The 26464-nt window shown below is 63.0% G+C and carries 24 protein-coding genes and 1 tRNA gene; 22 read left to right on the forward strand and 3 right to left on the reverse strand.

Annotated elements, in window-relative coordinates; genetic code table 11:
* The first annotated feature begins 5 nt into the window (after positions 1–5).
* The 4 genes from MQW79_RS13960 to MQW79_RS13975 all read left to right on the forward strand — a co-directional run bounded on the left by MQW79_RS13960 (position 6) and on the right by MQW79_RS13975 (position 4549).
* Positions 6–797 (forward strand): gamma-glutamyl-gamma-aminobutyrate hydrolase family protein, encoded by a 792-nt coding sequence (locus MQW79_RS13960; RefSeq protein ID WP_476585074.1) that lies wholly within the window; start codon positions 6–8, stop codon positions 795–797.
* Positions 794–2221 carry an aminobutyraldehyde dehydrogenase gene (locus MQW79_RS13965; RefSeq protein WP_476585075.1) on the forward strand — a complete coding sequence of 476 codons (1428 nt, stop codon included), beginning with the start codon at positions 794–796 and terminating at the stop codon, positions 2219–2221. Before MQW79_RS13960 ends, MQW79_RS13965 begins: the two co-directional genes overlap by 4 nt.
* 168 nt (positions 2222–2389) lie before the next feature.
* Positions 2390–2710, forward strand: coding sequence for an SHOCT domain-containing protein (locus MQW79_RS13970; RefSeq protein ID WP_476585076.1), 321 nt, complete (start codon positions 2390–2392; stop codon positions 2708–2710).
* A 486-nt stretch (positions 2711–3196) separates the two neighbouring features.
* On the forward strand, positions 3197–4549 hold the full coding sequence (locus MQW79_RS13975) for a leucyl aminopeptidase family protein (protein WP_476585077.1): 1353 nt from the start codon (positions 3197–3199) through the stop codon (positions 4547–4549).
* 22 nt (positions 4550–4571) lie between these two features.
* On the opposite strand, the gene gcvA is transcribed toward MQW79_RS13975, so the two are convergent.
* On the reverse strand, positions 4572–5462 hold the full coding sequence (gene gcvA / locus MQW79_RS13980) for a transcriptional regulator GcvA (RefSeq protein WP_476585078.1): 891 nt from the start codon (positions 5460–5462) through the stop codon (positions 4572–4574).
* Positions 5463–5589: 127 nt separating this feature from the next.
* On the opposite strand from gcvA, the gene MQW79_RS13985 reads away from it, so the two are divergent.
* From MQW79_RS13985 to MQW79_RS14040, 12 genes are all read left to right on the forward strand, one after another.
* The gene (locus MQW79_RS13985) at positions 5590–6000 is read left to right on the forward strand and encodes a VOC family protein (RefSeq protein WP_476585079.1); all 411 of its coding nucleotides are present in this window, start codon (positions 5590–5592) and stop codon (positions 5998–6000) included.
* 10 nt (positions 6001–6010) lie between these two features.
* Positions 6011–7195: a hypothetical protein gene (locus MQW79_RS13990; RefSeq protein WP_476585080.1), complete on the forward strand. Its 1185-nt coding sequence runs from the start codon at positions 6011–6013 to the stop codon at positions 7193–7195.
* Between the two features lie 18 nt (positions 7196–7213).
* On the forward strand, positions 7214–8296 hold the full coding sequence (locus MQW79_RS13995; RefSeq protein ID WP_476585081.1) for a ketopantoate reductase family protein: 1083 nt from the start codon (positions 7214–7216) through the stop codon (positions 8294–8296).
* Positions 8293–9408: a Gfo/Idh/MocA family protein gene (locus MQW79_RS14000; protein ID WP_476585082.1), complete on the forward strand. Its 1116-nt coding sequence runs from the start codon at positions 8293–8295 to the stop codon at positions 9406–9408. Before MQW79_RS13995 ends, MQW79_RS14000 begins: the two co-directional genes overlap by 4 nt.
* The gene (locus MQW79_RS14005; RefSeq protein ID WP_476585083.1) at positions 9405–11024 is read left to right on the forward strand and encodes a DUF885 family protein; all 1620 of its coding nucleotides are present in this window, start codon (positions 9405–9407) and stop codon (positions 11022–11024) included. Before MQW79_RS14000 ends, MQW79_RS14005 begins: the two co-directional genes overlap by 4 nt.
* Complete coding sequence (locus tag MQW79_RS14010) at positions 11021–12043, forward strand: ABC transporter ATP-binding protein (RefSeq protein WP_476585084.1); 1023 nt, start codon at positions 11021–11023, stop codon at positions 12041–12043. The genes MQW79_RS14005 and MQW79_RS14010 overlap by 4 nt, the downstream gene beginning before the upstream one ends.
* Positions 12036–13028 (forward strand): ABC transporter ATP-binding protein, encoded by a 993-nt coding sequence (locus MQW79_RS14015; protein ID WP_476585085.1) that lies wholly within the window; start codon positions 12036–12038, stop codon positions 13026–13028. Before MQW79_RS14010 ends, MQW79_RS14015 begins: the two co-directional genes overlap by 8 nt.
* A gap of 246 nt (positions 13029–13274) precedes the next feature.
* The gene (locus MQW79_RS14020; RefSeq protein WP_476585086.1) at positions 13275–14123 is read left to right on the forward strand and encodes a 2-hydroxyacid dehydrogenase; all 849 of its coding nucleotides are present in this window, start codon (positions 13275–13277) and stop codon (positions 14121–14123) included.
* Positions 14124–14178: 55 nt separating this feature from the next.
* On the forward strand, positions 14179–15792 hold the full coding sequence (locus tag MQW79_RS14025; RefSeq protein ID WP_476585087.1) for a peptide ABC transporter substrate-binding protein: 1614 nt from the start codon (positions 14179–14181) through the stop codon (positions 15790–15792).
* 78 nt (positions 15793–15870) lie between these two features.
* Positions 15871–16824 carry an ABC transporter permease gene (locus MQW79_RS14030; protein WP_476585088.1) on the forward strand — a complete coding sequence of 318 codons (954 nt, stop codon included), beginning with the start codon at positions 15871–15873 and terminating at the stop codon, positions 16822–16824.
* On the forward strand, positions 16817–17704 hold the full coding sequence (locus MQW79_RS14035) for an ABC transporter permease (RefSeq protein WP_476585089.1): 888 nt from the start codon (positions 16817–16819) through the stop codon (positions 17702–17704). Before MQW79_RS14030 ends, MQW79_RS14035 begins: the two co-directional genes overlap by 8 nt.
* Before the next feature lie 2 nt (positions 17705–17706).
* Positions 17707–19365 carry a gamma-glutamyltransferase gene (locus MQW79_RS14040; RefSeq protein WP_476585090.1) on the forward strand — a complete coding sequence of 553 codons (1659 nt, stop codon included), beginning with the start codon at positions 17707–17709 and terminating at the stop codon, positions 19363–19365.
* 558 nt (positions 19366–19923) lie between these two features.
* Here MQW79_RS14040 and MQW79_RS14045 read toward each other — a convergent pair.
* A tRNA-Ser gene (locus tag MQW79_RS14045) sits at positions 19924–20013 on the reverse strand.
* A gap of 268 nt (positions 20014–20281) precedes the next feature.
* On the opposite strand from MQW79_RS14045, the gene MQW79_RS14050 reads away from it, so the two are divergent.
* From MQW79_RS14050 to MQW79_RS14060, 3 genes are all read left to right on the forward strand, one after another.
* Positions 20282–20605, forward strand: coding sequence for a hypothetical protein (locus MQW79_RS14050; RefSeq protein ID WP_476585091.1), 324 nt, complete (start codon positions 20282–20284; stop codon positions 20603–20605).
* A 64-nt stretch (positions 20606–20669) separates the two neighbouring features.
* A complete protein-coding gene (gene msrA, locus MQW79_RS14055; RefSeq protein WP_476585092.1) occupies positions 20670–21326 on the forward strand; it encodes a peptide-methionine (S)-S-oxide reductase MsrA in 657 nt (218 codons plus the stop codon).
* Positions 21327–21404: 78 nt separating this feature from the next.
* Positions 21405–21770 carry an MmcQ/YjbR family DNA-binding protein gene (locus MQW79_RS14060; RefSeq protein WP_476585093.1) on the forward strand — a complete coding sequence of 122 codons (366 nt, stop codon included), beginning with the start codon at positions 21405–21407 and terminating at the stop codon, positions 21768–21770.
* On the opposite strand, the gene MQW79_RS14065 is transcribed toward MQW79_RS14060, so the two are convergent.
* Positions 21767–23557, reverse strand: coding sequence for a hypothetical protein (locus tag MQW79_RS14065; protein ID WP_476585094.1), 1791 nt, complete (start codon positions 23555–23557; stop codon positions 21767–21769). The genes MQW79_RS14060 and MQW79_RS14065 overlap by 4 nt on opposite strands.
* A gap of 144 nt (positions 23558–23701) precedes the next feature.
* Between MQW79_RS14065 and MQW79_RS14070 the strand changes: the two genes are divergently transcribed.
* The 3 genes from MQW79_RS14070 (at position 23702) to MQW79_RS14080 (ending at position 26419) form a co-directional block, all read left to right on the forward strand.
* Entirely contained in the window at positions 23702–24082 is a 381-nt protein-coding gene (locus tag MQW79_RS14070) for a VOC family protein (RefSeq protein WP_476585095.1), read from the forward strand.
* 73 nt (positions 24083–24155) lie between these two features.
* Positions 24156–25232, forward strand: a complete 1077-nt coding sequence (locus MQW79_RS14075; RefSeq protein WP_476585096.1) for a diguanylate cyclase domain-containing protein — start codon at positions 24156–24158, stop codon at positions 25230–25232.
* Between the two features lie 899 nt (positions 25233–26131).
* Entirely contained in the window at positions 26132–26419 is a 288-nt protein-coding gene (locus MQW79_RS14080) for a GIY-YIG nuclease family protein (protein WP_476585097.1), read from the forward strand.
* The last annotated feature ends 45 nt before the right edge of the window (positions 26420–26464 follow it).

Raw genomic sequence — 26464 nt, forward strand, 5'->3', positions numbered from 1 at the left:
GGCAAATGCCGGAAACCAGGTCGCAATCGCGCCGGAACCGGCCGGTTATCGGGGTAATCGCCTGTGGCCGCGAGGTTGAGGGCGAGCCGGCCCAGGCGGTCAAACACCGTTACCTCGAGGCCGTGGAGCAGTTTGCCGAAGCCGTGCCGTTGATCGTGCCGACCAACCAGTCGCCCGAAAATGCGCCCGCCATCGTGGCCCATCTTGATGCCATCCTGCTCACCGGCAGCAATTCCAACATCGCCCCGCATCGCTATGGGTCGGACCGGCCCGGCGAGGTGCCGACCGATGACGGTCGTGACGCGTTCGGGCAGGCGCTGATCCGCGCCGCCATCACGGCAGCCAAGCCGGTCTTCGGCATCTGCCGGGGCCTGCAGGAAATCAATGTGGCTCTGGGTGGCACGCTGAAGGATCTGCGCGCCAGCATCGGCCCCGACGTCCACCATGCGCCGGCCGATGTGTCGCGGGAGGAAATGTTTGGGTTTTCCCACCCCGTAAAGGTTGTCGCCAATGGCATTCTGCACCGGTTCACCGAGGCCGACAGCCTCACGGTAAACAGTGTTCACTTCCAGACGATAGAGCGGCTGGCCGAAGACCTCGTGATCAATGCCACCGGTCCTGAAGGGGTGGTCGAGGCGGTCGCCGCGACATCGACGCCGGCCCCGGTCTTTGCCGTGCAATGGCATCCCGAATGGCAGCCCGCGCAGCGCCGGCATGATCTGGCCTTCTGGCATTATCTGGGAGAAGCAGCGCGCGCCACATATATGCCGGCACCGGGCGCGGAGACCGCAGCATGAGCAGTTTTTCGACCCGTCTCTTCATCAATGGCACTTTCGTCCATGGCGAGGGCAAGCCCGAAACCGCCTTCGAGCCGGCCCTGGGCAAGCCCCTTGCCGAAGTGCCCTCGGCCAGCCCCAGCCAGATCGATCAGGCGGTGCAGGCAGCAAATACGGCCTACAAGGATTGGTCGAAGCGCGCCCCGCGCGAGCGCAGCGCCGCCCTCCTCGCCATTGCCGACGCCATCGAGGCGAGGGCCGAAACGCTGGCTGGCATCGAGTCGAAAAATGCCGGCAAGCCCCTGCGCTTTGCCCGCTCGGGCGAGCTGGCCAATGTCGCCGATGTCTTCCGATTCTACGGCACGGCGGTGCGCAACGTGCCCGCCCCGGCCGCTGGCAATTATCGCGGCGCGGGCCGCACCAGCCTTGTGCGCCGTGACCCAATAGGCGTCATTGCTCAGATCGCGCCCTGGAACTATCCGCTGCTGATGGCCGCCTGGAAGATCGCGCCGGCCATTGCGGCGGGCAATGCCGTGGTCATAAAACCCTCGGAACTGACGCCGCTGAGCCTGTTGGCGCTCAGCGAGATATTTGCCGAAATCCTGCCCGCCGGTGTCGTCAACGTTGTCACCGGCAATGGTCCGGATGTCGGCCATGCCCTCGTCTCGCATGACCTGGTGCGGATGATTTCGCTGACCGGCGATGTCCGTACGGGCCGAGCCGTGCTGCAGGCCGCCGCCGGCCCGATGATCAAGCGCACCCATCTCGAACTCGGCGGCAAGGCGCCGGTGATCGTCTGCGCCGATGCCGACCTCGACAAGCTGGTCGATACCCTGCGCGAGGCAAGCTTTTACAATGCCGGACAGGACTGCACCGCGGCCTGCCGGATCTTGGCCCATCGCGACGTGGTGCAGCCCCTGACCGACAGGCTCGAAGCCATGATCGGCGCGCTGGTCTATGGAAAGCCCGAGCGCGACGACGTCGAATTCGGCCCGGTAATCAGCGCCCGTCAGCAGGAGCGCGTCGACGGATTCGTCTCCCGCGCCCGGGCGAGCGGCTACGATGTCATGCAGGGCAAGGCCGCCGAGCCCGAGGGCTTCTTCTTTGCCCCCACCCTGGTCGCCGCGCCCATCGAGGCCGAGATCGTGCAAAAGGAAGTGTTTGGCCCGGTGCTTTCCATCACGCCCTTTGACGACAACAGCCAGGCGCTCGACTGGGCCAATGCGTCCGAATATGGGCTGGGGTCCTCGGTCTGGTCGCAGAAGACCGAGACGGCGATGGAGCTCGCCAATGCGCTCGAATATGGCGTCACCTGGATCAATACCCACGGCGTCATGGCCACCGAAATGCCCCATGGGGGCATGAAGAATTCAGGTTATGGCTCCGATCTCTCCATGCAGTCACTGATCGATTATACCCAGATCCGCCACCTGATGCTGGGCTAGGCCGGCCGATCACGTCTCGGGGATGGCCCCACTGCCGTCCCAATCCTGGTTCAGATTGACAATGTCAGCTGCGACTTTCTTAGGCGGAAGGAGCCGCTCCTTGGCGGATTAGACACGAGTAACGGTTCGCGCCGTGTTCGGCCCGAACCGTGAGCAAGGAGATAGACCATGATTAGACGAGTAGGGCGCCCCGGACTGATCGGGACCATGGCCAGGACGGCCGTGATCGCCGGTACCGCAACCGCCGTTTCGGGTGGGGTCGCCAAGATGCAGGGCTATGGGCCCAAGCCGACCCCCGAACCCGCTCCCGCTCCCACGCCACCGCCGGCGGCCCCGGTCTACGTGACCCAGCCACCTCCTGCCGCGCAGGAAGCCAGCGGCATGTCGATGGAGGCCATGGAACAGCTCAAGGAGCTCGCGCAACTGCACGAATCCGGTGTGCTGACAGATGAAGAATTTGCGGCCCAGAAGGAAAAACTGCTGCACTAGCCGCCTGGCGGCGCCGGACCCGGTCTGGCGTCGCCACTCCTCGCAGGCCAGCGGTCGACGCCTGATCAGCGGGCCGCTTGCAAAGCCCATCTGCGAACTGGGCGCGTCGCCAAACGCGTGCCGAATGGCGCGCAACAATGGTAAGCGTGCCCATCGAGAAGGTCTCCCTTGCCCTTGATCGCCGATCAGGTGAGCCTGCCGCACGCCTGGGCGCGCAATTTCGCACGGGGCAGCCATGTCGGCTGGTCTTCCCGCTTCGAACCGAGCAGGAGCGGGAAAGGCGCAGCGCCTATTCATCCCGTTGATGCGCCTCACGCCAGCTACAGCTCAACGGGATGATGGGCGCGCCAAGTTGATCGTTGGATAGTTACCTTCGTATTGGCAGGAGTTCGGCTTGCCTTAACCCAGGGTCCTGTCACAAGGAGTTTTTATGCGGTTGTGACCCCATTCTCACGTGCCTAGCCTCCGACGTCTCTCGGAGGTTCCATGACAGTCCCAAGCACCATTCCCATTGTCGTCGTCGAGGAAGGATTGGTTGCCGCTGCCGGCCTGTCCACCGCATCCGCCGCCTGGGCAAAGGCCAATGGGTTTACCGGCAAGCGCGGGCAGATGCTGGCGCTGCCCGGACCGGATGGCACAGTGGTCGGACAGCTGTTTGGCGCGGGCAATGCCGACGATCGTACTCCTTTGGTCCTGGGACTAGCCGGGGCAAAACTGCCCGATGGCGACTATCACCTGGAAGGCGCCTATGGCGATGCTCAACTCGCCACGATCGGCTTTCGGCTGGGGGCCTATCGCTTCGATCGATACCGCTCCGCCGAGACGGCACCCCGGATCGTCGCCCCAAATGGGGGCGACTGTGCAGAAGCCGACATTCTGGTGGAAGCTGCCGTCCTGGCGCGCGATCTCATAAACACGCCGGCCAATGACCTTGGTCCCGACGCCTTTGACGCGGCGATCCGCGACTTTGCGCGGGCCCGCGGCATGACCTGCAAGGCCGTGGTCGGTAGCGATCTGCTGGGCGCCAATTTCCCGATGATCCATGCCGTTGGCAGGGCCGCCAGCCAGCCTCCCCGCTTGATGGATCTGGCCTGGGGCAAGGAAACCGACCCCAAGATTACCCTGGTCGGCAAAGGTGTCACCTTCGATACCGGCGGCCTCGATATAAAGACGGCGGCCGGCATGTTGCTGATGAAGAAGGATATGGGTGGCGCCGCCAATGTTCTCGGCCTTGCCCATGCGATCATCTCGGCCGGCCTGCCCGTACGGCTGCGCGTCCTGATCCCGATCGTGGAAAATGCCATCGCCAGCGACAGCTTCCGGCCCGGAGATGTGCTGACGTCGCGCAAGGGACTGACCGTGGAGATCGGCAATACCGATGCGGAGGGCCGTTTGATCCTAGCCGACGCTCTCGCCCTGGCCGATGAAGAGAGCCCGGAACTGCTGCTGGACATGGCCACGCTGACCGGAGCGGCGCGCGTGGCACTGGGGCCGGAATTGCCCGCACTCTATTCGACCGACGATGATCTGGCCCGCGATCTGATGGCCTCCGGCATCAAGGTGGACGACCCGCTTTGGCAGATGCCGCTGTGGTCCCCTTATGACGCCATGATGAGTTCGATGATTGCTGACGTTAACAATGCCGGCACTGGCGGCTTTGCCGGTTCCATTACCGCCGCACTGTTCCTCAGGCGCTTTGTCGAGAAGGCGAGGGCATGGGTGCACCTCGACATCATGGCTTGGGCGCCCGAGGCCCGTCCGGGTCGCCCCGTGGGCGGAACCGACCACGGCATACGATCGGTTTATGACGTGCTCAGACACCGCTATCCCAGGCGTTGACGGTTCCGGTTCGGAGGCCCTGCTACTTCAGCTGGTCCAGCACCCATTGCCGGAATGCCATGACACGCGGCAGGCCGGCCTTGGTCTGCGGCGTCACCATGTAGTAGGCGCCCGGACCAGCGATGCGCCCGGGAAAAGGCGATACAAGCTGGCCCTGCTTCATTTCCTCTTCGATCAGGAAGGTCGGCATCAGCGCCATTCCGAGGCCGGCCTTGGCTGCCTCGATAATCATGAAAAAGTGCTCCAACCTCGGTCCCCAGTTGATTTCGGGCAGGTCGGAGCCGATGGAGCGGAACCAGTATTCCCAACTGTCAGGCCGCGTCGAATGGTCGATCAGGCGATAGTCGGCGAGCTGGGTGGGATGCGTCAGCGGCGGCCGGCCGGCGAGCAGCGCGGGGGCGCAGACGACCTGGATTTCCTCGCTCATCAGCGGGTCAATCAGCGCCTCCGACCACTGGCCATGGCCGAAGCGAATGGCAATGTCGATGCGCTCCCGGGTAAAATCGAGCTCGCCATCGCTGGACACGACATTAACCGAGACATCGGGGTAGAGCGCCTGAAACGATGGCAGGCGCGGCAATAGCCAGCGCGTGCCGAAAGTCGGCAACATGCCCACCGACAGCGTGCCCTTGCCTGCCTTCGACGACATAAGCTCGACCGTCCCGGCTTCGATCAGGTCGAGCGAACGGCTGACCAGGCGGCTGTAATACATGCCCTGGTCGGTGAGCTGGATGCGCCGGCTGCGCCGCGTGAAGAGCGGCACTTCAAGATATTCCTCGAGGCTGTGCACCAGGCGACTGGCCGCGCTCTGGGTCACGTTCAGCTCCTCGGCTGCGCGTGTGAAGGAATTGTGTCGCGCGACAGCTTCGAAGGTTCTTAATGCGTTGAGAGAGGGGAGAACGCGTCGTTTCACGGATTATCATTCCATAGAGTCATGCAAGGGCGATCTTTATGCGCCTTGAAGCGAGACGCCAAGCAGATAGCATTTTCAAAAGACGCACATAAGCCACCACTCATCCCTGACCTTCTGGACCCATCAAATGATCCCATTTCACATGGCCTTCGCCGTTAGAGACAAGGAAAGCACCCGACACTTTTATGGCGATGTCATCGGCTGCAAGGTGGGTCGCGAGGCCGAGAACTGGATCGATTTCGACTTTTTCGGCCACCAGCTTTCCGCTCACCTGAATTCGGACCCCAAGCCGGCGGCCAAGTCCAAGGTTGGCGATGACATGGTACCACTGCACCATTTCGGTGCGGTCCTGCCCTGGGACACCTGGAATGGCCTGATCGATCGCCTGCGCGGCGCCTCTTATCCCTTCGTCATGGAGCCCAAGATCCGCTTCGAAGGTGAGCCGGGCGAGCAAGGGACCTTCTTCCTGCTCGATCCCTCGGGAAATGCGCTGGAATTCAAGTCTTTCCGCAATCCCGACGCCATTTTCGAACACTGAGCCCAAACCCATGAATTCCTTCGAGATTGGTCGCGCCCTCACTTCCATTACCATGGGCATCGATGCCTATGAGCGGCGCCAGCCTGCTGACAAAAGCCTCCTCGGAGGGGAGGGTCTCGTTCCGATCTATCTCGGTGGCGACAGCATACCGGCGCGCGCCTACAATGACGTTGAAACCATCAAGTCTGATCTCGATACCCTTGAGAAGCAAGCTGCCGCCCTGCCGTCCGGTCCGCGCAAAGTCTTCCTCGAAGGCATGATTCGCTCGGTTCGTACCGCCACCAAGATGCTGGCCGGGGCGAGCCCCAGCTTTGAAGAAAAGGTCACCCAGCTCGTTGGTGCCCCCGCCGGCCGGGAAGATGCTGCCGTTATCGAAGACGCCCGCGCCAAGCTGGATGCGGTCCTCAAACGTTCCGGTTTCGTCAATGGCTCGCTCGGCGAACGCGTCGCGGCCTGGGAAGAAGCGCGCGCCGTGCCGGCCGAACAGGTCGAGACAGTGTTCCGCGAACTGATGACCAAGGCCAAGGCCAAGACCGATGCCATGATCTTCGATACCGGAGACTATGACATGGTCCTCAACCCGGTTCGCGGCATGTTCTACACCGCCCGCTGCTCCTTCAACGAAGGCAAGATGGACCTCAATTTCGATTTGAGCTTCACGCGTGCTGCGCTCAAGCATCTGGTTTGCCACGAAGTCTATCCCGGTCACTCGACCCAGCTCCTCTCGACCAAGGCCGCCGTCGACGCCGGCGAAGCCGCGGCCGACGCGCTGCTCATCACGACCGACGCCATCACCGGCTGCGTGCAGGAAGGTATCGGCGACCAGGGCGTGCACCTCATCGATTTCGTCGAGGACGACGATGACGCCATCCACATCGAACTGCGCCGCGTCCGCTCCGCCGCCCAGACCAGCGCCGCCTGGATGCTGATGGTGGAAGGGGTGCCGCGCGAGGATGTCGCCAACTACCTGCGCACCACCGCCATGGGCCAGGAAGCCTGGGTGCAGGGTCGCCTGCGGATGGCCGCCCATCCGTTCCGCGGCCCCTTCATCTCCTCGTACTGGGCCGGCAACGAGATCGTCCGCAAGGTGCGCGAACGCGTGACGGACGCCGAGCGCCCCGCTTTCATCAAGGCGCTTTATTCCTACGCGAACTCGCCCGAGAGCCTCTCGATGTTCCCGCAAGTCGCCAACTAACTAGAAGGTCAGGGCCCCATGAAATTCACCATTATCGGTGCCGGCGCCATCGGCGGTCTGGCCGGCGCCTATATGACCCAAGCCGGCCACGATGTGCTCCTCGTCGATCGCTGGAAAGAACATGTCGACGCCCTCAACGCCAATGGCATGACCATCGATGGCGTCCGTGGAGATCTCAAGGTCAAGGTGAAGGCGGCAACGCCCGACCAGCTTTCGGGTGACCTCGGCGTCGTGCTCATCGCCACCAAGTCGCAGCACACGCTCGACGCGCTCAGGCAGATCGTGCCGCTGCTCACGCCCGACAGCGCCGTCGTCTCTTATCAGAACGGCTTCAATGAGCCCGACATGATCACGCTGCTCGATGAAGCCGGACTTCCGGGCAAGGACATCGTCATCGGCTCCATTCCCAACTATGGCGGCGCGCTGGTCGACCCCGGATATATCGAGTTCGTGCATGAAGGGCCGATCCAGCTGGGCGAACTGAGCGGCGAGACGACGCCGCGCCTCAAGCAGATCGGCGACGCGCTCACGGCGCTGACCGAAGTCCAGTATTCGGACCGCATCTGGGGTCAGATCTGGGCCAAGGAAGTCTATTCCGCCCAAGTGGTGTTCTCGGCTCTCGCCGATGCCAAGATCCGCGACACGCTCGGGGTCGAGCGCTACGCCCGTCTCGCCGGTGCCGTCGTCAAGGAAGCGCTCGAAATCGCCGATGCCAACAAGATCGACATCCAGGCCTTCGACTTCTTCGATCCTGCCAATTACCGCGTGAAGACAGCGGAGGACACCAAGAAGCTCCTCGCCAATATCGACCACGCCATCTGGCTCCTCAAAAAAGACCAGGACAACAAGCCGACCCACAATTTCAAGAAGAAGGGCTCGGGCATCTGGTGGGATATCGTTTACCGCAAACGCCCCTCCGAAACCCGCGCCTTTGCCGGCAAGCTTATCGAGTTTGGCAAAAAGGCCGGCGCCGATACCCGTCTCAACGAAAAGATGGTCGGCATGATCTACGAAATCGAAGACGGCAAGCGCCAGCTCGGCTTCCACAATTACGATGAACTCGAGGCCTACGCGGCCGAGATCGGAAAGACCCTGCCATGACCACCAAGCTCGGCGTCGGCCTCATCGGCGCGCATACCTGGGCCGACAAGGCACACCTTCCCGGCTACAAGGCACATGAGCGCGTCGACCTGATCGCCGTGTGCGATCTCGACCCAGCCCGCGCCAAGGCGATGGGCGAGAAGTACGGCGCGAAAAAGGTCTATACCGATCCGGAAAAACTGATCGCGGATCCGGATGTGCAGATGGTCGATGTCTGCACCCCGACCCATACGCACCTGCCGCTGAGCCTCCTCGCCATCGAAGGCGGCAAGCATGTGCTATCGGAAAAGCCGCTCCACACTGAGGCGGCGCCAGCTTTCGATGCGGCCGCCAGGGCGGATGCCAAGGGCGTTCGCACCAAGCTTGGGTTCACTTTCCGCTATTCGCCGGCCATCAGGCAGATCAAGAAGTGGATCGATGACGGCACACTCGGCGAGGTCTTCCATATCCACGGCTTCGAGCAGAATTCGCAATGGCTCGACCCCCAGGAACCGTTGCGCCAGATTACGCCGGGCGTCGATCGCAATTCCCTGATCCCCGCCTCCATCGTCGGCTATGGTTCGCACCTCATCGACCTGATGCGCTGGCTCGGCGGCGAGTTCGGCTCGGTCGCCTCGACCATGAAGAATTTCATCCCCGAGCGTATCGTTCGCGGTGAAGTGGGCCTGCAAAAGATCAAGGTCGAAGACGGCGCCGTGGCGCTGGTCGAATATGCCAACGGCGCCCAGGGTCTCCTCCAGACCTCCTATGTCGCCGTCGGCAACTATCCCGGGGTCGAAATCCGCGTCTATGGCTCCAAGGGTGCCGCCGTGGCTCGCCTGATCTCGGAATTCGGCACTGCCGAAACGCTCAAGATCGCCAAGGCAGAAGCCGTCGAATTCATCCCATATGACGTCGGCCCCGCGGCGCTGCCCCCGGGTACGACGCTCAATACGCCCTGGCCGGAACTCTATTATCGCAATCTCGTCCGCCACTTCGTGGATGAAATCCTCGAAGATCGTCCGCAGGAATGCACCTTCTTTGACGGCGCCAAGAGCCAGGAGATCGTGGATGCGGTCATCAGGGCGCACTTCGAGCGCCGCTGGGTGGATTTGCCGGGCAAACGCGCATGACGGCTCAATACGACCCAGCGGTGGTCGACGACTTCCTCGCCCATCACTGGCGTTTTAGGCCCGTCGATGCGACGTTCATGGGCGATACGTCTCATGATGCCGAGCTGCCGCCAGTCGGTCCTGATACGCTTGCCGAAGAAATCGCCGAAATCGACGGTCTCCTCGCGCGTCTCGAAGCCAGCCGCGAGCCAGAAAATCTCGGCCACAGGCTCGACCGGCGCATGATGCTGGCCGAACTGCGCATGCAGCGGCTTGCTGCCGAAACGCGGCCCCGGCTTCACAACCCCGCCTGGTATTCGGGCGAGGCGGCGTTTTCGATCATTTCGCTGCTCTTGCCGCAGTCCATGCCCATCCGCCACGCGGCATTGATCGCACGGCTCAACGGCATTGCCGGTTTTCTGCGCGCCGCCACAGAACGCCTCGATGGCGTGCCGGCTCCGCAGGGTTGGGTAAAACGGGCGCGAAAGGAGGCCACGGCCATGGCCGGGTTCCTGCGCACCGACATAAAACTCCACGACGAATTCGCCGACGACTGGGCCGAACCCGCACGCCAGGCCGCTGACGCCTTCGAAGCCTTCGCCGCCGCGCTTGACACTCGGCCCGACGCCGATCCGGCCTGTGGCGAGGCCTATCTCGCCCAGCTTATGGCCGAAATCCACGGCCTTCCCATGTCTCCGCGCGTCGCGGTGGCGATGGCGGAAGCCGCCTATCGCCGCATGGGCGACGAGATGGAGGAGATGGCGCGCGCCATCGATCCGTCCCGCACCCCCGAGCAAATCATCGCCGGCCTCGCCGACATCCACCCCGCAGATCCCGAAGCCGTCTTTGACAGCTATATGGATTGGGACGTGCAAGCGGTTGCCCAAGGCGCCGAACTCGTCACCCCGGCGCAGGAATACGATCTCGACTATCGCTGGATGGCCCCGTGCTTCCGCAAGATCAGCCAACCGCTCTACTTCCTCTTTTATCGCTCGCCGCCTGGCCTCAATCCCGGCGCCGGTAGCGTTTATTGGGTCACCCCGCCCGGCGAGGATGAACAGGCGTTCCTTCGCGGCAACAATACCGCGATGGTGAAAGCCATCCATTCGGTCCATCACGGCAGCATCGGCCACCACACGCAGAATACCCGCGCTCGCATGGCCGCCTCGCGCATTGCCCGCATTGCCGGCACCGATTGCGCGCTGGGCCTTGCCTTCCTGGGGTCGGGCACGCTGATCGAAGGCTGGGCGTGCTATGTCGAAGATCTGCTGATGGAGGTTCCCGACTTTTACACGCCCGAGGAAATACTCCTCCTCAAGCAGTTCGAACGTCGCAATGCCGCCAGTGTTCTGGTCGACATCAAGCTGCACCTCGGAGATTGGAGCCTCCAAGAGGCCATGGATTTCTATCGCGAGGCCGGCTTTGCCGCTGCGCGCGTCGAGGGCGAAGTCGTACGCAACTCCATGCTACCGGGCTCGCGCCTCATGTACTGGTTGGGCGTCGAAGGCATCAAGACCTTGCGCCAGCGCTGGAAGGGCGACACGCTCAGCTTCCACGACAGTCTCCTGAGCTACGGTCACGTGCCGCTCGCCTGGATCGCCGAGGAAATGGAAAGAGCAGGGCAACTCCACCCATGACGGATCAGACCACTCCACTGCTCGATATCCGCGGTCTTGTCACCGAGTTCTCCACCGAAACTGGTATTGTCCGCGCTGTCAAAGGCGTCGATCTCACCATCGGGCAGGGCGAGACCGTTGCCCTTGTCGGCGAAAGTGGCTCGGGCAAGTCCGTCACCAGCCTGTCCGTCATGCGGCTCATTCCCAAGGGCATCGGCGCCATTGCCGACGGCGAAATGCTGTTCCGAACCCGCGCCGGCCAGGTCATCGACCTCGTCAAGCAGCCAGAAAACGCCATGCGCGCCATTCGCGGCAATGAAATCGGCATGATCTTCCAGGAGCCGATGACCTCGCTCAACCCCACCCAGAAGGTCGGGGCCCAGATCGCCGAGGCCGCGCGCCTCCACCAGAACCTGACGCGCAAGCAGGCCTGGGCCCGCGCCGTCGAAATGCTGGCGCTGGTCGAAATTCCTGAGCCGGAGCGCCGTGCCGAAATCTATCCGCACCAAATGTCAGGCGGCATGCGGCAGCGCGTCATGATTGCCATGGCGCTGGCCTGCAATCCTGCTCTCCTGATCGCCGACGAGCCGACCACGGCACTCGACGTCACAGTGCAGCTGCAGATCCTTGAACTCATGCGGCGCCTCCAGCGCGAGATCGGCATGGGCATCCTCTTCATCACCCACAATCTGGGGGTGGTGGCCGAAGTCGCTGATCGCGTTGCCGTCATGTATGGCGGCCGCATCGTCGAGACCGCGCCGGTGCGCGAACTGTTCGCCCGACCCAGCCATCCCTATACACGCGGCTTGCTCAACAGCCTGCCTGTGGTTGATCATGCCGCTCGCAGCCGCGGCCAGGAGCTGCGACTCCAGACCATTTCCGGTAGCGTGGTGGATCCACGCAATCCGCCCAAGGGGTGCGATTTCAACCCGCGCTGCGCCTGGGTGATCCCGGAATGCCGCGCTGCCGTGCCACCCCTTTTGACTGTCGTTCCCGAACATCGGGCGCGCTGCATTCGCTGGAACGAACTTCATGGCTGAGCCGCTCCTCGTCGTCGAAGACCTCAAGGTCCACTATCCAATCGGCAAGACGCTGTTCAAGGAAGGCGTGACGCTCAAGGCGCTTGACGGTGCTTCATTCACCGTGGGCAAGGGTGAGGTCGTCGGCCTTGTTGGGGAATCGGGGTCCGGCAAGACGACACTCGGCCGCGCCGTGCTGCGGCTTGTCGAGCCCACCTCGGGCAAGGTCCTGCTCGATGGCCAGGATGTTACCGCCATGCCGGCCAAGGAGCTCAAATCGCTCCGTAGCCGCATGCAGATCATTTTCCAGGATCCCTATGCCAGTCTCAATCCGCGCATGAGTGTGGGCCAGATCCTGGGCGAGGCGCTGATGCTGCATGGCATCGGCACCCGCAAGGATCGTGAACAGCGCATCGGCGACCTGCTCGAAAAGGTTGGACTGCCGCGCAGCGCTTCAGCGCGTTTTCCGCATGAGTTTTCCGGCGGGCAGCGCCAGCGCATCGGCATTGCCCGGGCGCTGGCGGTCAACCCTGAATTCATCGTCGCCGACGAGCCAGTTTCGGCCCTCGACGTGTCGATCCAGGCACAAATCATCAATCTGCTGCAGGACCTGCGCAAGGAGCTGGGCCTGTCGCTGCTGTTCATTGGGCATGACCTGTCGGTGATCGAATTTCTCTGTGACCGGGTCATCGTGCTCTATCTGGGCAAGGTCATGGAAATGGGAACGGCGGCAGATCTCTACGAGCGACCCCGCCATCCCTATACGCGCGCGCTGCTCGACGCGGCGCCGGTCCCCGATCCGACGGTGCGGCGCGAACGCATCACGCTCAAGGGTGATCTCCCGAGCCCCATCAATCCGCCCTCGGGATGCGTGTTCCGCACCCGCTGCCCCTACGCCATCGCACCATGTGCCGAGATCGTGCCGGAGCTCGAAGCAATGGACAACGGGCACCGCGTCGCCTGCATTCGCGCTCACGAACTCGACCTCGCCAACCCGGCTGCCTGAACCCCTTCTGCCCATTTCGCAAGCACCCTGTGCAAGCACGCGCCACACCTGGCGCGTGCTTCCTGGTTTTTCGTCCATAACGGTGTTTCCATGAGTTGAAGTGCGTGGAATTTGAATTTTTTTGGCCATTGCATGAGGCGAGCTTGGCGCATCATGCTCCCTGTCATGAAACGCATATTCATCGCATCGCGCGGAAATCCTGAACATTTAGCCCAACTTTTCCGTGCGGAATTGCCGGATTTCGAGGTGCTGACCGAACAGCCCAAGGCGGGCGACAGTGACGTTCCGTACATCGTCGTCGGCCGCCCGCTGCCCGGTGTCATACGCGCGGTTCCGGGCCTCAAGCTGGTCCTCAGTCTCAATGCCGGCATCGAGCATCTGCTCGCCAGCGGCGAGGTGCCCGATGACCTCCCCATCGTTCGCCTCGTAGACGACGGACTGGCCCTGGGCATGGCCGAATGGGTCCTGGCGCAGGCGCTGGCTTGGCACCGCAACCTTTTCCTCTATGCCGATCTGCAGGCCAGGGGCGAATGGACGCCGCAGCCCGAAAAGCTCGCCAATGAGCGCAAAGTGACGGTGCTGGGCGCGGGCGCGCTTGGTCGCCCCGTCGCCGAGCACTTTGTGCGTTTCGGCTTTGAAACCCGCGTCTGGGCACGATCGAAACACGAAATCCCCGGCGCCACCACTTTTGCCGGCCCCGAGACGATCCTCGACGCCGTGCGCGACGCAGATATCCTCGTCAACCTCTTGCCCCTGACCGCAGAGACCGCGGACGTGGTGGGTACACGGCTCATCGACGCACTGGCCGACGGCGCGTTCTTCATCAATGGCGCGCGCGGCGGTCACGTGGTCGATGCGGATCTCATTGCCGCACTCGACAGCGGCAAGCTCAGTGGCGCGGCGCTCGACGTGTTCCGCATCGAGCCCCTGCCCTCGGAAGACCCGCTCTGGCGCCACAACAAGGTCCGGCTGTCCCCGCATGTGGCGGCGCCGACGCATCAGCATATGGCCGTCAAGGAAATGGCCGCAAACATCCGACGCTTCGAGAACGACGAGCCGATACCGCACGTCGTCGATCGCAGCCTGGGTTACTGAAGACCGGAAAACCGGCACGTCGACTGAGCTTTTTGCAGATCAAGGAAGGGAAAACATGACTATCAAACTATCGCGCCGCGTCGTCTTGCAGGGCATCCTCGCCGGCACCACGGCCTTTGCCACCATGCGCGTGCTGCCAACCATGGCCCAGCAGGCCGGCGGCACCCTCAATGTCGGTCTCACTTATGAGCTCGACACCATGAATACCTATTCCACCGGCTTCCTCGCCGATGCCCAGCACACGGTCATCGAAGGGCTGATCGCCCCTGACCAGGACGCGCGCTACGTGCCGGTACTCGCCAAGGAAGTCCCGACCCTCGACAATGGCGGCATTGTCCTGTCCGAGGACGGCTCCAGGATGACCATCACCTATCATCTGCAGGAGAACGTGAAGTGGCACGATGGAGCCCCTTTCACCTCGGCTGACGTCAAGTTCACCTGGGAAGCAGTCAAGGATCCGGCCTTCATCGCCGAATCCAAGGACGGCACCCAGGATATCGACAGCATCGACCTGCCCGACGACTACACGGTGGTCTGCAACTACAACACGGTGAAGCCGAACTTTGCCTCGACCCTGTTCACCTTCGGCATTATGCCCAAGCACCTGCTCGAAGGCACCGACCTGAACACCTCGTCCTATAACGAGACACCTGTTGGCACCGGCCCGTTCAAGGTCGCCGAATTCGTGCGGGGCCAGTATGTCGTGCTCGACAAGAATACCGACTATTGGCGCACTGCCGAGAATGGCGACGCCCTGCCTTACCTTGATCGCCTGGTGTTCCGCATCGTCACCGACAGCAACACTCTGATCACCCAGCTCCAGAGCGGCGAACTCGACATGGCCGTGTCGGTGCCCTATGGCCGCGCCTCGCAGCTTGAAGGCGTGGAAGGTCTCGAGATCGTTGTCGGTCCGCAGCTGAGCTGGGGGCACCTCGACTTCAACTTCCGCAATGAACTGCTGACCGATATCGCGGTCCGCAAGGCCGTGGCCCATGCCATCAACCGCGAGACGCTGATCCGTGTCCAGGGCGGCTTCCCGACCCCGATCAAGTCGCTGGTCCTGCCGATCTTCGACCTCTACGACGATGCGACCCCCGAATATGCCTATGACGTCGCCGCGGCCAATGCACTCCTCGACGAAGCCGGGTACACCAAGGGTGGCGATGGCATCCGCGAAAAAGATGGCAAGCGCCTGAGCTTCAATTTCGTGGTCCAGGCCGGTCGCGCCGACGACGAAAATGTGCAGCAGGTGATCATTGCCCAGCTGAAGGAAATTGGCGTCGAGGCCACCGCCGACAACAAGACCGGCGTCGCTTACCGCGAAGCCCGCTACACTGGCGGCTATGATCTGATCTATGGTCGCTGGATCACTTCGGCCGATCCGGTCTACTCGATCTTCTACGGCACCGAAGGCGAGAATAACGGTCAGGGCTACTCCAACCCTGCGCTCGACGAAGTGTTCGCCCGCCTCGAAAACACGCTGGACCAGGCCGAACGCAAGGCCGCCGCTTCCGAGATGCAGAAAATCATCGCCGAAGACCTGCCTGCCATCGCCCTCACCGGCGGCGTCTCGGTCATCGCCAAACCCGTCGAGCTCAAGAACTTCATTCCCAACCCCACCAACATGACCAATTTCGTGGACACCAAGGAATGGTATCTTGAGAGCTGAGTGCTCGACAAAGACTCTTGAACTGCTGGCCGGCCCTGTTTCGACAGGGCCGGTGGCTCCGAGCCCCCAAGGAGCAAGATGAGCCTAGGTTACGTCATTCGCCGTCTGCTCGGCGCCATACCGCTTTTGTTGGGCATTTCGGTCATTCTGTTCGTCATTATCCAGTTGGCGCCGGGTGGCCCGCTTGACATCTATGCCGAAAATCCTTCCGTCAGTAAGGAAGCGCTGGCGCAGATCGCCGCCCGCTATGGCCTCGACCAGCCCGTTCCCGTACAGTATTTCCTCTGGCTCAAGGCCATCCTGGTCGGCGACTGGGGTTATTCGATCCGCACTGGCCGCCCGGTTCTCGACGAGATCGTGCTGCGTCTGGGACCGACTTTGCAACTGGGCGGGCTTGCCATGCTGGTCTCACTGCTGATCGCAGTGCCCGTCGGCATCATCAGCGCCGCCCGCCGGGGCACCAAGCTCGACGGCACCGTGACCGTATTGAGCTTTGCCGGTATCTCGACCCCCGTCTTCTGGCTCGCCTTGCTGCTGCAACTCCTGTTCAGCGTGAAGCTTGGCTGGCTACCGTCCGCCGGCTACCAGTCCATCGGCGATGGCTCGTTCATCGACCGGCTGCGCCATATCATCATGCCCGCGGCGGTGCTGTCGCTGGCGACAGTAGCCAGCTGGAGCCGCTTCATCCGGTCGGGCATGATCGACGTCCTCAACCAGGACTATATCCGTACCGCCTATGCCAAGGGGCGCAGTGAGCGCGCCGTGCTGTTCCTGCATGCCCTGCGCAACGCCATGATCCCTGCGGTGACGGTGATTGCAGTCGACTTCGTAACCATCATTTCGGGCGCCGTCATCACCGAGACGGTCTTTGCCTGGCCCGGCATAGGTCGGCTCTTCATGGAAAGCATGGACGGCCGCGACTATCCCATGCTGATGGGCCTGATGATGATGGGATCGCTCGCCATCGTCGTCGCCAACATCGTCGCCGATCTCTGCTACGCGGCGCTCGATCCGAGGATCCGCTATGACTGATGCCACGGCCCAAGATGTCCTCATTGCCGAGGCGCCGCCGCAAACCTACTGGCGTCGCGTCCTGCGCCGCTTCCTTAAGCGCCGTCTCGCCGTTATCGGTGCGGTCTTCCTGGTGGTGCTCGGCATAGCTGTGACCATCGGGCCGATGATCTCGCCCTATTCCTACGACTATCAGGATTTTGAACTGCTCGGCATGCCCGGTCCGATGTCGGCCGAACACTGGCTCGGAACGGACGAACTGGGCCGGGACGCGTTGACGCGCCTCCTGCACGGTGGCCGGGTGTCTCTCGCAGTGGGCCTGGCCGGCGCCATGATCGCGGGCATTGTCGGAACGCTGGTGGGCGCGATATCGGGCTTCTACCGTGGCATCCCCGACGTCGCCCTGATGCGTTTCACCGACGTGATGATGTCGATCCCGACGCTGCCGCTGGTGCTGCTGCTTTCGGGCCTGTTCCGGCCGAGCCCGCCGCTGCTGGTCGCCATTGTCGGCATTCTGATCTGGATGGGCACGGCGCGCCTGGTGCGCAGTCAGTTCATGGCTCTGCGCGAACGCGAATTCGTCGAGGCTGCAAGGGCGCTCGGCGCCAGCGGGCCAAGGCTGATGTTCCGCCATATCCTGCCCAATGCCATCGGGCCGATCACCGTGGCTTCAACCCTGGCGGTGGGCAGCGCCATCATGCTGGAATCGGCGCTCTCCTTCCTTGGTTTCGGCATCCAGCCGCCGGTGCCGACCTGGGGAAATTTGCTCAACAGTGCGTCGTCCTGGCTGTCGCAGGCGCCTTGGCTCGCCATTCCGCCGGGCCTGATGATCCTCTGCACCGTCCTGGCCGTCAACTTTCTGGGCGACGGGTTGCGTGACGCCATGGAACCACGGGAATAAGCATGCGCGAGCTCGGGAAGTATATCGCCGACCAGGGCCCCAAACCCCTGGCCGAAGGGAGTGCCGTGGTCAGCACGGGCAATCCGATCGTCACCGAAGCGGCCATCGGTGTGCTCGCTTCGGGCGGCAATGCAGCCGATGCGGCCATTTCTGCCGCCCTCGTGCAGGCCGTGGTCGAGCCCCACCTGACCAGCCATGCCGGTATGGTTTCCTGTCTCTATTGGGATGGCAATGCAGGAGAAGCCCACCAGCTCAATGCCCTGGGTACGCTGGCGCCGGACCTGCCGCCTTTCCGCCCCATCAATGGAGTGGGTGGCTGGGCTCGTGAGGGTGCACCGGGTCCCCAGGCAGCCATCCCCGGTTTCATGCCGGGCCTCAAGGCGTTGCACGAGCGTTACGGGAGCAAGACCTGGTCCGAACTTTGTGCACCGGCCGTGTACTGGGCCGAAGAGGGGCACCCCGTCTCCTCATTCGAATATGGCGTCAACGTCTTTGCCGCGCCCTTCTGCACCTATTTCGAATCCGGCCGCGCCGTGTTCATGCCCCAGGGTTACCTGACCCCCGTGGGCAAGGTGGTGCGCAACCCGGCCATGGCCGAAACCATGAAGCGGCTTTCGGCCGAAGGTCCGGACTATTTCACCACCGGCGGCTGGGCGAAGGCCTTTATAGCGGCGGGCAACGATCTCGGCTGGCCCGTCCGCCTCGATCACCTCAGGGCCAATCCGCCGCGCTGGCAGATCCCGTTGCGCTTTACCCACCGGGGCTACGAAATCGTCGGTCTGGCGCCGCCCGAGCGGCAGGGTGCTTTCTGCGCCATGGTGCTGGGGATACTCGACCACGCTGGCATCGCCCAGATGGAGCCATTCGGAGCCGACTATCTCTTCACCATGGCCCATGCGCTGCGCCTCGCCGAACAGGCCTGCGGCTTCCTGCATGATCCCGTCGTGGCCGGCGACGCTGCCGCGGTGCTGATAGATCCGGCCTATCACGCACAGCAGGCAAGGCTGATCGCCGCGAGCCGCCCGCATGTCGACCTGACCGACCATGTCCGCCTCACACGCGGCCGCGTCGCTATCGCCGCGAGCGGCTGGAACAGTGCCAGTCGCAAACCGCCGGTCGGCTCTTGCGAGATCTCCATCGTTGATGCCGACGGCAACTGGATCCAGATGATGAACACCATCCAGTCCGGCGGCATTCCTGGTATGGCGGTGGACGGCGTCTTCATGATGGGTTCGCACGAGCAGACATCGATGCGCGCCCATTTCTCCAATTTCCGCGTCCTCGGCGCCCGTATGCGCAATATCTTGGGCAATACCTTCGTGCTCCGGAACGGCAAGCCGTGGCTTTCCCTGGGCACGCCCGGCAATGTCTACGCCACGGTGGCGCAGATGCTGGTCCACATCCTCGATTTCGGCATGGACCCGCAGGCGGCGTCGGACGCGCCACGGATGTTGCCACTCGAAGACGACTACACGCTTCACATCGAAAGCCGGCTTCAACCCAAGGTTGTCACCGACCTCACGGCCATGGGCATCTTGCTTGGCCCGATGCCGCAATGGGACTGGAATCAGGGATCGTTCCAGATGTGCTGGCGTGACGGCGAGCGCCTCAAAGCCAGCGCCGACTTCCGCCGCACCGGGAGTGCTGCTGCCATAGCGTGACGTTAGAGGAGGATCAAAGTTCCCACGGATCGTCTCATGCGTGATACCCATCTCGGCCATTTGCTCGACCGATAGATGGTGATCCCGCACACTGGTGCGAACCTCAAAGATCGCGGGAATATCCGCTTCGGCAGCAATGCGAATGGTGATTGTCATGGAAGCCATGATAGTTGAGCCGAGACGGCGGATGCCAGCAGGGATCGGCCGCTTCGGAACGTAACTACCCACCAGGACCTCTTTTTCAAGAAAGTCCGGCGCCCCGGGAAGCGGTTTGGCCCGCGCGTTAAGGTCGACGGGGGTAAAGTCTTCTTCGTAAATGTCACTTTCGGCCATAGGGCAGGGTATTGCACGTGCGCAATACTCTTCGGATGTCCGAACTGCCAAGGCGATCAATCAGGTCGACCGGCACCGATTTTTCGGAACAGGAAAACCGGACCTCGCCGGTGCATCAAGGATGAAGTGAACCTAAGCAAGGCACAAACACGCCCCGGTGTGACGGGGTGTTGTCATCCGCCCTTTGAGTCGGATTTTACCCTAGCAATATCAATGGCTTGGGAATGGCGGAGAGAAAGGGATTCGAACCCTTGAGACGGTTCCCCGCCTACACACTTTCCAGGCGTGCGCCTTCGACCACTCGGCCACCTCTCCGCATCGCATCATGCCCGGTCTGGAAGGCCGGGATCGCGGCTCCCGAGGGGGCCGCTGCGAGCGAGGCGCAATATACCCATCAAGGCCGCGGGCGCAAGGGATCACTTTGGCTCCATACCGAATGTTTTGTGCGACCCCGAAACGGCACGATTTATCCTTGCCCGCCATCTTGTGAAGCGAGCGCGCCCCATGGCACAACCGGACCTGCTTGGCATGGAACGAACCATGGGCCCGCTCGATTGATCCGGGACAAGCACAGGGAATGTGAATGCGGCTGGTCTTGCGAATATTGGGCACCTGGTTGATTGGCCTGGCGCTGATTTTTCTTGTCGTGGACGGCACCAAGTCCTTGGCGGCCAACACGCTTGTCTTCACCAGCCTTGGCCAGGCCTGGACGCAACTGGACCCGGGAAGCCTCGATGCTGTCACCGGCTTTTTCGCAAGCCGGTTCTTTGCCGACCTGCTTTCGGTGGCCTTGACGTCCCTCCTGACCTACCCGGCCTTTGCCGTTCTGGGCGTGCCCGGGATCATGCTGGCGCTGATGGGGCGCCGCCCGCGCCGTGAACGGTTCCTGCGTCAGGAACAGATCTGAAACGGCGGCTGCGCCGTAACTTTTGCCGCTTTGCCTGCGAATAATGGGCTGAAAGGAGCAACACATGTTCTTCCGTCAAAAGCCGACCACCATCCCCAGCGCTGCTGAGGCACTGCCCGGGCGCTCCACTCAAATGCCTGTCGCCAATGAGCATTTCGTCAATGGCGCGCCGCTCAAGGGTCCCTATGCCGAGGGTAGCGAGACGATCTATTTCGGTCTTGGCTGCTTCTGGGGGGCTGAGCGGCTGTTCTGGACGCTGCCCGGCGTTTCCGTGACCGCGGTGGGCTACCAGGGTGGCCACACGCCCAACCCGACCTATGAAGAGGTCTGTTCGGGCCACACCGGCCATACCGAGGCGGTCAAGGTCGTCTACGACCCCAAGGTGATCCCGCTCGAGACGCTGCTGAAGAGTTTCTGGGAGGAACACGATCCGACCCAGGGCATGCGGCAGGGCAATGATGTGGGTACGCAATACCGCTCGGCCATCTATACGACGACGCCGCAACAGGCTGAAATCGTTGCGAAAAGCCGCGACGCCTACCAGTCGGCCCTCAGCCGCCGTGGCCTGGGCCCGATCACCACGGAGATTGGCGAAGCTGGTCCCTTCTACTATGCCGAGACCTATCACCAGCAGTATCTGGCCAAGAATCCCAATGGCTATTGCGGGCTGGCCGGGACCGGCGTCAGCTGCCCGATCGGCCTCGGTGTCGCCGCGCAGTAACGACAAAGGCATGCGAGCAACAGGGCGCTCCGGGAAGACCGGGGCGCCCAATTCGTTAGCACACTGTTAGCATTATCAATGACCTATCTGCCGATCATGCACCGCCCGCAGTTCGAAGCCTTCGTAAGCACGCTTCCGGCGGCGACTTTGGTGCGTCAGTGGCGCAACGATTCGGTCGCCAAGGTCGGCGGAAAAATCTTCTGCCTGCTCGATGCTGATCCGGGCGAGATCTGGCTCAAGGTCTCCGACATGGCCTATGACCTGATGACCGAAATGCAGGGCATCCGGCCCGCCCCCTATTTCGCCCGGGCCGGCTGGGTGGCGATTTCGCACGAAAGCCCGCTCTCCGAGGACGATGTGCGGGCCTATATGACCGAGGCGCACCGGCTGGTGGCGGCAAAACTCAGCAAGAAGTTGCGCCGTGAACTGGGCCTGCGCGCCTAGGGTTTGATCGCAAAGACCTGCAGCGGTCCCTCATTGGGAATGGGCTGGAGCCAGTCGGGCGGGGTGCCTGCTGCGAGCAGGCTCAGCACCGTATCGGGTTCCCGAACGCCCGGTCCGCGCATTTCGGGCATGGCGGGACAGGTGACCAGCAGCGTCAGGCCGCGGTTCCCGGCCATGGCCCTGGCCTCCTCGGATGAACGGTTGAAGAAGCGGAAGGCGTCCAGCACCCCATCCTCGTTGCGATGATAGGGCGCGGCCACCACCGCATGGCCGGTTTCGAGCAACAGGTGCGAGCCGAGGTCGATGGGCGACATGATCCGAGCCTCGGGCAGCGTGTTGAGCCCGGCAAAGCTCTCCGGGACAAGGCATGGCAATTTGCTCGCCCGCGCCTCGCTCACCACCTGCGCGCGCCCCTCGGGCAGCAGCGTCAGTGCATAGCTCACCACAAGGCTCATGATGACGCCGGAAAAGGCCAGCCAGGCGCCAGCGAGGCCCAGCACCTGCACCACCCCCTTATGCCTGAGATAGCGATTGCGCGCCGCGATGATCAGCCAGGCCGCGGCCGGAATGGTGGGTAATACGGCCAGCCGCGCGCCCCGCACCTGGGTGAGCATGACGAGGGTGGCGCAGACCAGGAACACGATCAGGGTGAGCCAGCCCAGTCGCCTTTCCGGCGTTTTCCAGAAGGCGAGGCCCGCCGCAATGAGGCCGAGAAAGACCGGCAGGCCGACGACGATGGAGTAGACCGGCAGCTCGAACAGCGACACGTGCCACGGCTTGGCCTCGACAATGGCGGCGATCCAGTTGTCCTGCAGCCATGGGTCGAGTTCGCCATAGGGCCCGGCCAAGCATTGCGGATAGGCGAGGGCGACGCTCCCGGCGGCCAAGGCGCCCAGCACGCCGAGAAGGACCAGGCGGATTAAGGCGCGGCGTGGCGCGGGCAGCGCAAAGACCACGAGGTAGGCGGCGGCAACGGCGCATCCGGCCAGCACATAGACCGGCGAGAGCATGTCGCAGGCCGCCTCCAGCCAGCGTGCGGGCGGCCGGGCGAGGCCCAGGTGCAGCACGAGCCCCCCGGCCAGCGCCAGGCCGAAACGGGCCAGATTGGCCTTGCGCGCCGGATCGGCCACATAGGCAAGGCCAAAGGCCAGCACGGCCGCGACCACCAGCGGCGCGGCCTCGAGGGCCACGGCCAGAGCCGTGGCCGCCAGAAACCCCGCCAGCCACGCCCCGATGGGCCGGCGCAGGGCGACGAGACTGGCCAGCAGCGTCGCCAGCGTCAGGAGGATGATGACATTGTGGTGGTCCACGCGTCCGGGCGTGAATTCGGCCAGCACGGCGGGGCTGAGCACGGGCAGGACCAGCGCCGGCAGCAGGCCCTCGCGCCCCACCAGTTCCAGCGTCACCCTGGCACTGAGCCAGAGCAGCACGAAGAGCAGCAGCAGCGGCCAGATGGTGCCGGTTATGGTCAGCGCCATGTGCGGCTCGACGAATAGCCCTGCGCCATAGAGCAGGCCCGCCAGCGGCAGGTCGATCAGGCGAGACCAGTGGATTTCGGCGCCAAAGGGGGTATTGAGCCGGTGCTGGATGAGGTCATACCAGCCTTGGCCCGCCAGGAAATCGCGCGCCACGACCATGCGCATGGCATCATCGGTATCGAGAAACAGCGGGCCGCCGGTATTGGCGTAAAGGCTGCGGCCCACCATCGTCGCGATGGCGACGAGCCAGATGGCCAGAACCCACAGCCAGTCACGGCGGTTGAGCGAATGGGCTTGCACGTCGGGCACGGGAGGCGTTTCCTTTGATTGTCCGCCAACCATGCCCGATCCGGGGTTAAGGACCGGTGTGAGCATCCGGCACGGCAGGGCCCCACCACGAAGGGGATGGGAGACGATGAGCATTGGGGTGGCAACAGGACAAAGGAGTGCGACATGACCGATTCCATCGGGCTCGGGCCCCTGGGCCAGATCGCCCGCTCGGTGCGCGACATCGACAGCGCCGTCGTCTGGTATCGCGACGTGCTCGGCCTCAAGCTCATCATGGGCTTTCCCGGCATGGCCTTTTTCGATCTCGGTGGCCTCAGGCTCTATCTGCAGCAGGCCTCGGAAACCGGACCCGAATCCATCCTCTATTTTCGCGTGGCTGACATCGAGGCCACCCATGCCGCGCTGCTGGCGCGGGGCGTCGTCTTTACCCAGGCGCCGCGGCTCATCCATCGCCATGACGATGGGCTTGAGGAATGGATGGCCTTCTTGGTCGATCCGGAGGGACGGCCATTGGCCCTGATGGCGCAGCGGGCCGCCAGCGAATAGGAAAATCCAAGCCTCGTAACCTCTTGCCAACCATTGGGGGGCAAAGATGGGGGTGGACGCGGGGCACTCGCACTTGAACAGATCAGAGCTTATTCAGTCCCTGCCGGAGGGCGACCCGGCCGGGACCCTTCGGCCCATCCGATTTCTGGTGCTGGGCGCGGTGGTGTTTGCGCTCCTGGCAGGTCTCGCCCTTTTTCTTTCGGTCATGCATGTCATGTCGACCACCGATGCCATGTCCATGGCGGACGAGCGGGCGCGGGCGGCGCAAATCGCCGATATCCTGCCCCATGTTCCCGACCAGGACATGACCGAGGCGGTCGCGGCCCTTGGCGCCATAGCCGGGCTCCATGATCTCAGGATCGCGCCTGCGGCGTCACGCGAGGACTATGCGCAATCCATTCCGCTGCTCAGCGGACCGCGGGGCGGCCAGTTTCTGGTCTGGACCTCTGACCGGCCGGGCCTTGTCCTGTTGCAGACCCATGCCCCGGTGCGCGTGCCGCTGATCCTGACCCTGATCGCAGGCGTCCTCGCCTGTCTCCTGCTCATGTTGCGCCATGTCCGGCGCATCGAAAGCCAGCGCCGCGAAGCCCAGCGCCAGGCCCTGCGTGATCACCTGACGGGTCTCCCCAACCTGCGCGCCTTCGAGGCCGAACTGGCGCGGCGCGTCGCAGCCGGACAGCGCTTTTCGGTCCTGGCGCTCGACCTCGACCGCTTCAAGCCCATCAATGACCTGTTCGGCCACCACGCCGGCGACCTGGCGCTGGTGGACGTGGGCAAGCGCCTGGCCTCGCAACTGCGGGATGGCGAATTCCTCGCCCGCATCGGCGGCGACGAATTCGTGGTCATCGCCCGTCGCGGCGATCAGCGCAAGGCGCTGATCCAGCTGGCCCGCGACTGCATCGCCACCGTCGGCCGCCCGCTGCATATCGTGGGGCACACCGTCTCCGTCGGCATCAGCCTCGGCATAGTCGAAAAGGGCCAGGACCATCCCGCAGAGGCGCTGCTCAAGCTCGCGGACAGGGCGCTCTATCAGGCGAAAGAGCTTGAAGGCGGGGCGTTTTGTTTCGCGGGGGAGGTGGGGGTGCGGCGCGTGGGGACGGTCGGGGCTGTCGGCCAGGCGGAAAGACTGTCGGCTGGCGGAGAACGGTGAGGCGGGGGCATGCGAATTCTGGCGGGAATTCTTGCTGTCGTCTTGTTGGCCGTTGGTTGGTTCTGGTAGACCTACGCGATCAGCGGTAGTGGTCGTTATCAGCTAGAAGTCACCTTTGAGTATGACGGCTCACGCTATGCAGGCAGCACCGTCTGGGAAGTATCGGTGATAGATTGGCTGCTCCCTTTTTCTGAACCGCAGTACCACGTCGCGGGTGACGCTATAGACTTTCCTTTGCCCAATGGGGATGCCCTGTTTGTGTTAAGAAGGGGGAGTAATTGGTTTTCAACGCGCACTTATGGGTTTCAGTTTATTGGCTGCGTGAGCGGAAAAGACTTCAGAGAGTCAGTTCAAAATCTCTCTAAATTCGACGGGAGCTGTGAGCTTGATTTGCATCCTGCATTCGTCATCGTCAGCCCTGATGGGGCCATCAGGGAGCTTCTCTATGGTGAGCCAGGCCGTGGGCCGATGCCTCGGTCGATAAAGGTCAGGGCAACAGAAGCCGAACGCGGGATCGACTCGGGAATAGTGGAGCGACATCCCTGGATACGCGATCTACCAGCATTTGAAGGCACCAGCAGCCGAGACGTGTTTTTCGAAATGGATTTCACGGGACGGTAGCGGCGCTCTCTTGGAGGAGATCGCCAAGTGAAGAGCCCTCGGGTCAGGCCCGAGGGTGACGCGCGGTGGGTGTTTGGAGCGCGGTGGGCGCTGGATGCGTCGTGGCGCGGCGAGCGCTGTGGCGCAGTGCGAGTCGCATGGCCGCATTGGGGAGTGAGGCACTTCTAGCGCTGGATCCCGCAATGATGTCGATTTCAGCTTGCCGGTACATATCTCCCCCACCCACCGAACGTCACCCTCGGGCTTGACCCGAGGGCTCTGTACTTCAAGATGTCGGGATGGGCGGATTTGTCTACATTCTGGCGGATATTCGGAGGGGGCGGACCTATATTGGCGTCACCAATGATTTGGTTCGCCGGGTGTACGAACATCGGGAAGGATTGGTGGCGGGTTACACCAAGGCCAATGAAATCAAGCGGCTGGTTTATTATGAGGCGTTTAGCGAGATCGGCATGGCCATCCAGCGGGAAACGTCGCTCAAGCGCTGGTACCGCCACTGGAAAGAGGCGCTGATAGAGGAGAATAATCCTGACTGGCGCGATCTCTGGGAGGAGATCGCCAAGTGAAGAGCCCTCGGGTCAAGCCCGAGGGTGACAGGCGGTGGGGGTGAC

The sequence above is a fragment of the Devosia sp. Micro-HW1 genome (assembly GCF_056341075.1).

Bases quoted from the DNA above. Each gene is read 5' to 3' on its own strand.
- MQW79_RS13960 (WP_476585074.1), top strand. From the start codon at position 6: ATGCCGGAAACCAGGTCGCAATCGCGCCGGAACCGGCCGGTTATCGGG.
- MQW79_RS13965 (WP_476585075.1), top strand. From the start codon at position 794: ATGAGCAGTTTTTCGACCCGTCTCTTCATCAATGGCACTTTCGTCCAT.
- MQW79_RS13970 (WP_476585076.1), top strand. From the start codon at position 2,390: ATGATTAGACGAGTAGGGCGCCCCGGACTGATCGGGACCATGGCCAGG.
- MQW79_RS13975 (WP_476585077.1), top strand. From the start codon at position 3,197: ATGACAGTCCCAAGCACCATTCCCATTGTCGTCGTCGAGGAAGGATTG.
- MQW79_RS13985 (WP_476585079.1), top strand. From the start codon at position 5,590: ATGATCCCATTTCACATGGCCTTCGCCGTTAGAGACAAGGAAAGCACC.
- MQW79_RS13990 (WP_476585080.1), top strand. From the start codon at position 6,011: ATGAATTCCTTCGAGATTGGTCGCGCCCTCACTTCCATTACCATGGGC.
- MQW79_RS13995 (WP_476585081.1), top strand. From the start codon at position 7,214: ATGAAATTCACCATTATCGGTGCCGGCGCCATCGGCGGTCTGGCCGGC.
- MQW79_RS14000 (WP_476585082.1), top strand. From the start codon at position 8,293: ATGACCACCAAGCTCGGCGTCGGCCTCATCGGCGCGCATACCTGGGCC.
- MQW79_RS14005 (WP_476585083.1), top strand. From the start codon at position 9,405: ATGACGGCTCAATACGACCCAGCGGTGGTCGACGACTTCCTCGCCCAT.
- MQW79_RS14010 (WP_476585084.1), top strand. From the start codon at position 11,021: ATGACGGATCAGACCACTCCACTGCTCGATATCCGCGGTCTTGTCACC.
- MQW79_RS14015 (WP_476585085.1), top strand. From the start codon at position 12,036: ATGGCTGAGCCGCTCCTCGTCGTCGAAGACCTCAAGGTCCACTATCCA.
- MQW79_RS14025 (WP_476585087.1), top strand. From the start codon at position 14,179: ATGACTATCAAACTATCGCGCCGCGTCGTCTTGCAGGGCATCCTCGCC.
- MQW79_RS14030 (WP_476585088.1), top strand. From the start codon at position 15,871: ATGAGCCTAGGTTACGTCATTCGCCGTCTGCTCGGCGCCATACCGCTT.
- MQW79_RS14035 (WP_476585089.1), top strand. From the start codon at position 16,817: ATGACTGATGCCACGGCCCAAGATGTCCTCATTGCCGAGGCGCCGCCG.
- MQW79_RS14040 (WP_476585090.1), top strand. From the start codon at position 17,707: ATGCGCGAGCTCGGGAAGTATATCGCCGACCAGGGCCCCAAACCCCTG.
- MQW79_RS14050 (WP_476585091.1), top strand. From the start codon at position 20,282: ATGCGGCTGGTCTTGCGAATATTGGGCACCTGGTTGATTGGCCTGGCG.
- msrA (WP_476585092.1), top strand. From the start codon at position 20,670: ATGTTCTTCCGTCAAAAGCCGACCACCATCCCCAGCGCTGCTGAGGCA.
- MQW79_RS14060 (WP_476585093.1), top strand. From the start codon at position 21,405: ATGACCTATCTGCCGATCATGCACCGCCCGCAGTTCGAAGCCTTCGTA.
- MQW79_RS14070 (WP_476585095.1), top strand. From the start codon at position 23,702: ATGACCGATTCCATCGGGCTCGGGCCCCTGGGCCAGATCGCCCGCTCG.
- MQW79_RS14080 (WP_476585097.1), top strand. From the start codon at position 26,132: ATGGGCGGATTTGTCTACATTCTGGCGGATATTCGGAGGGGGCGGACC.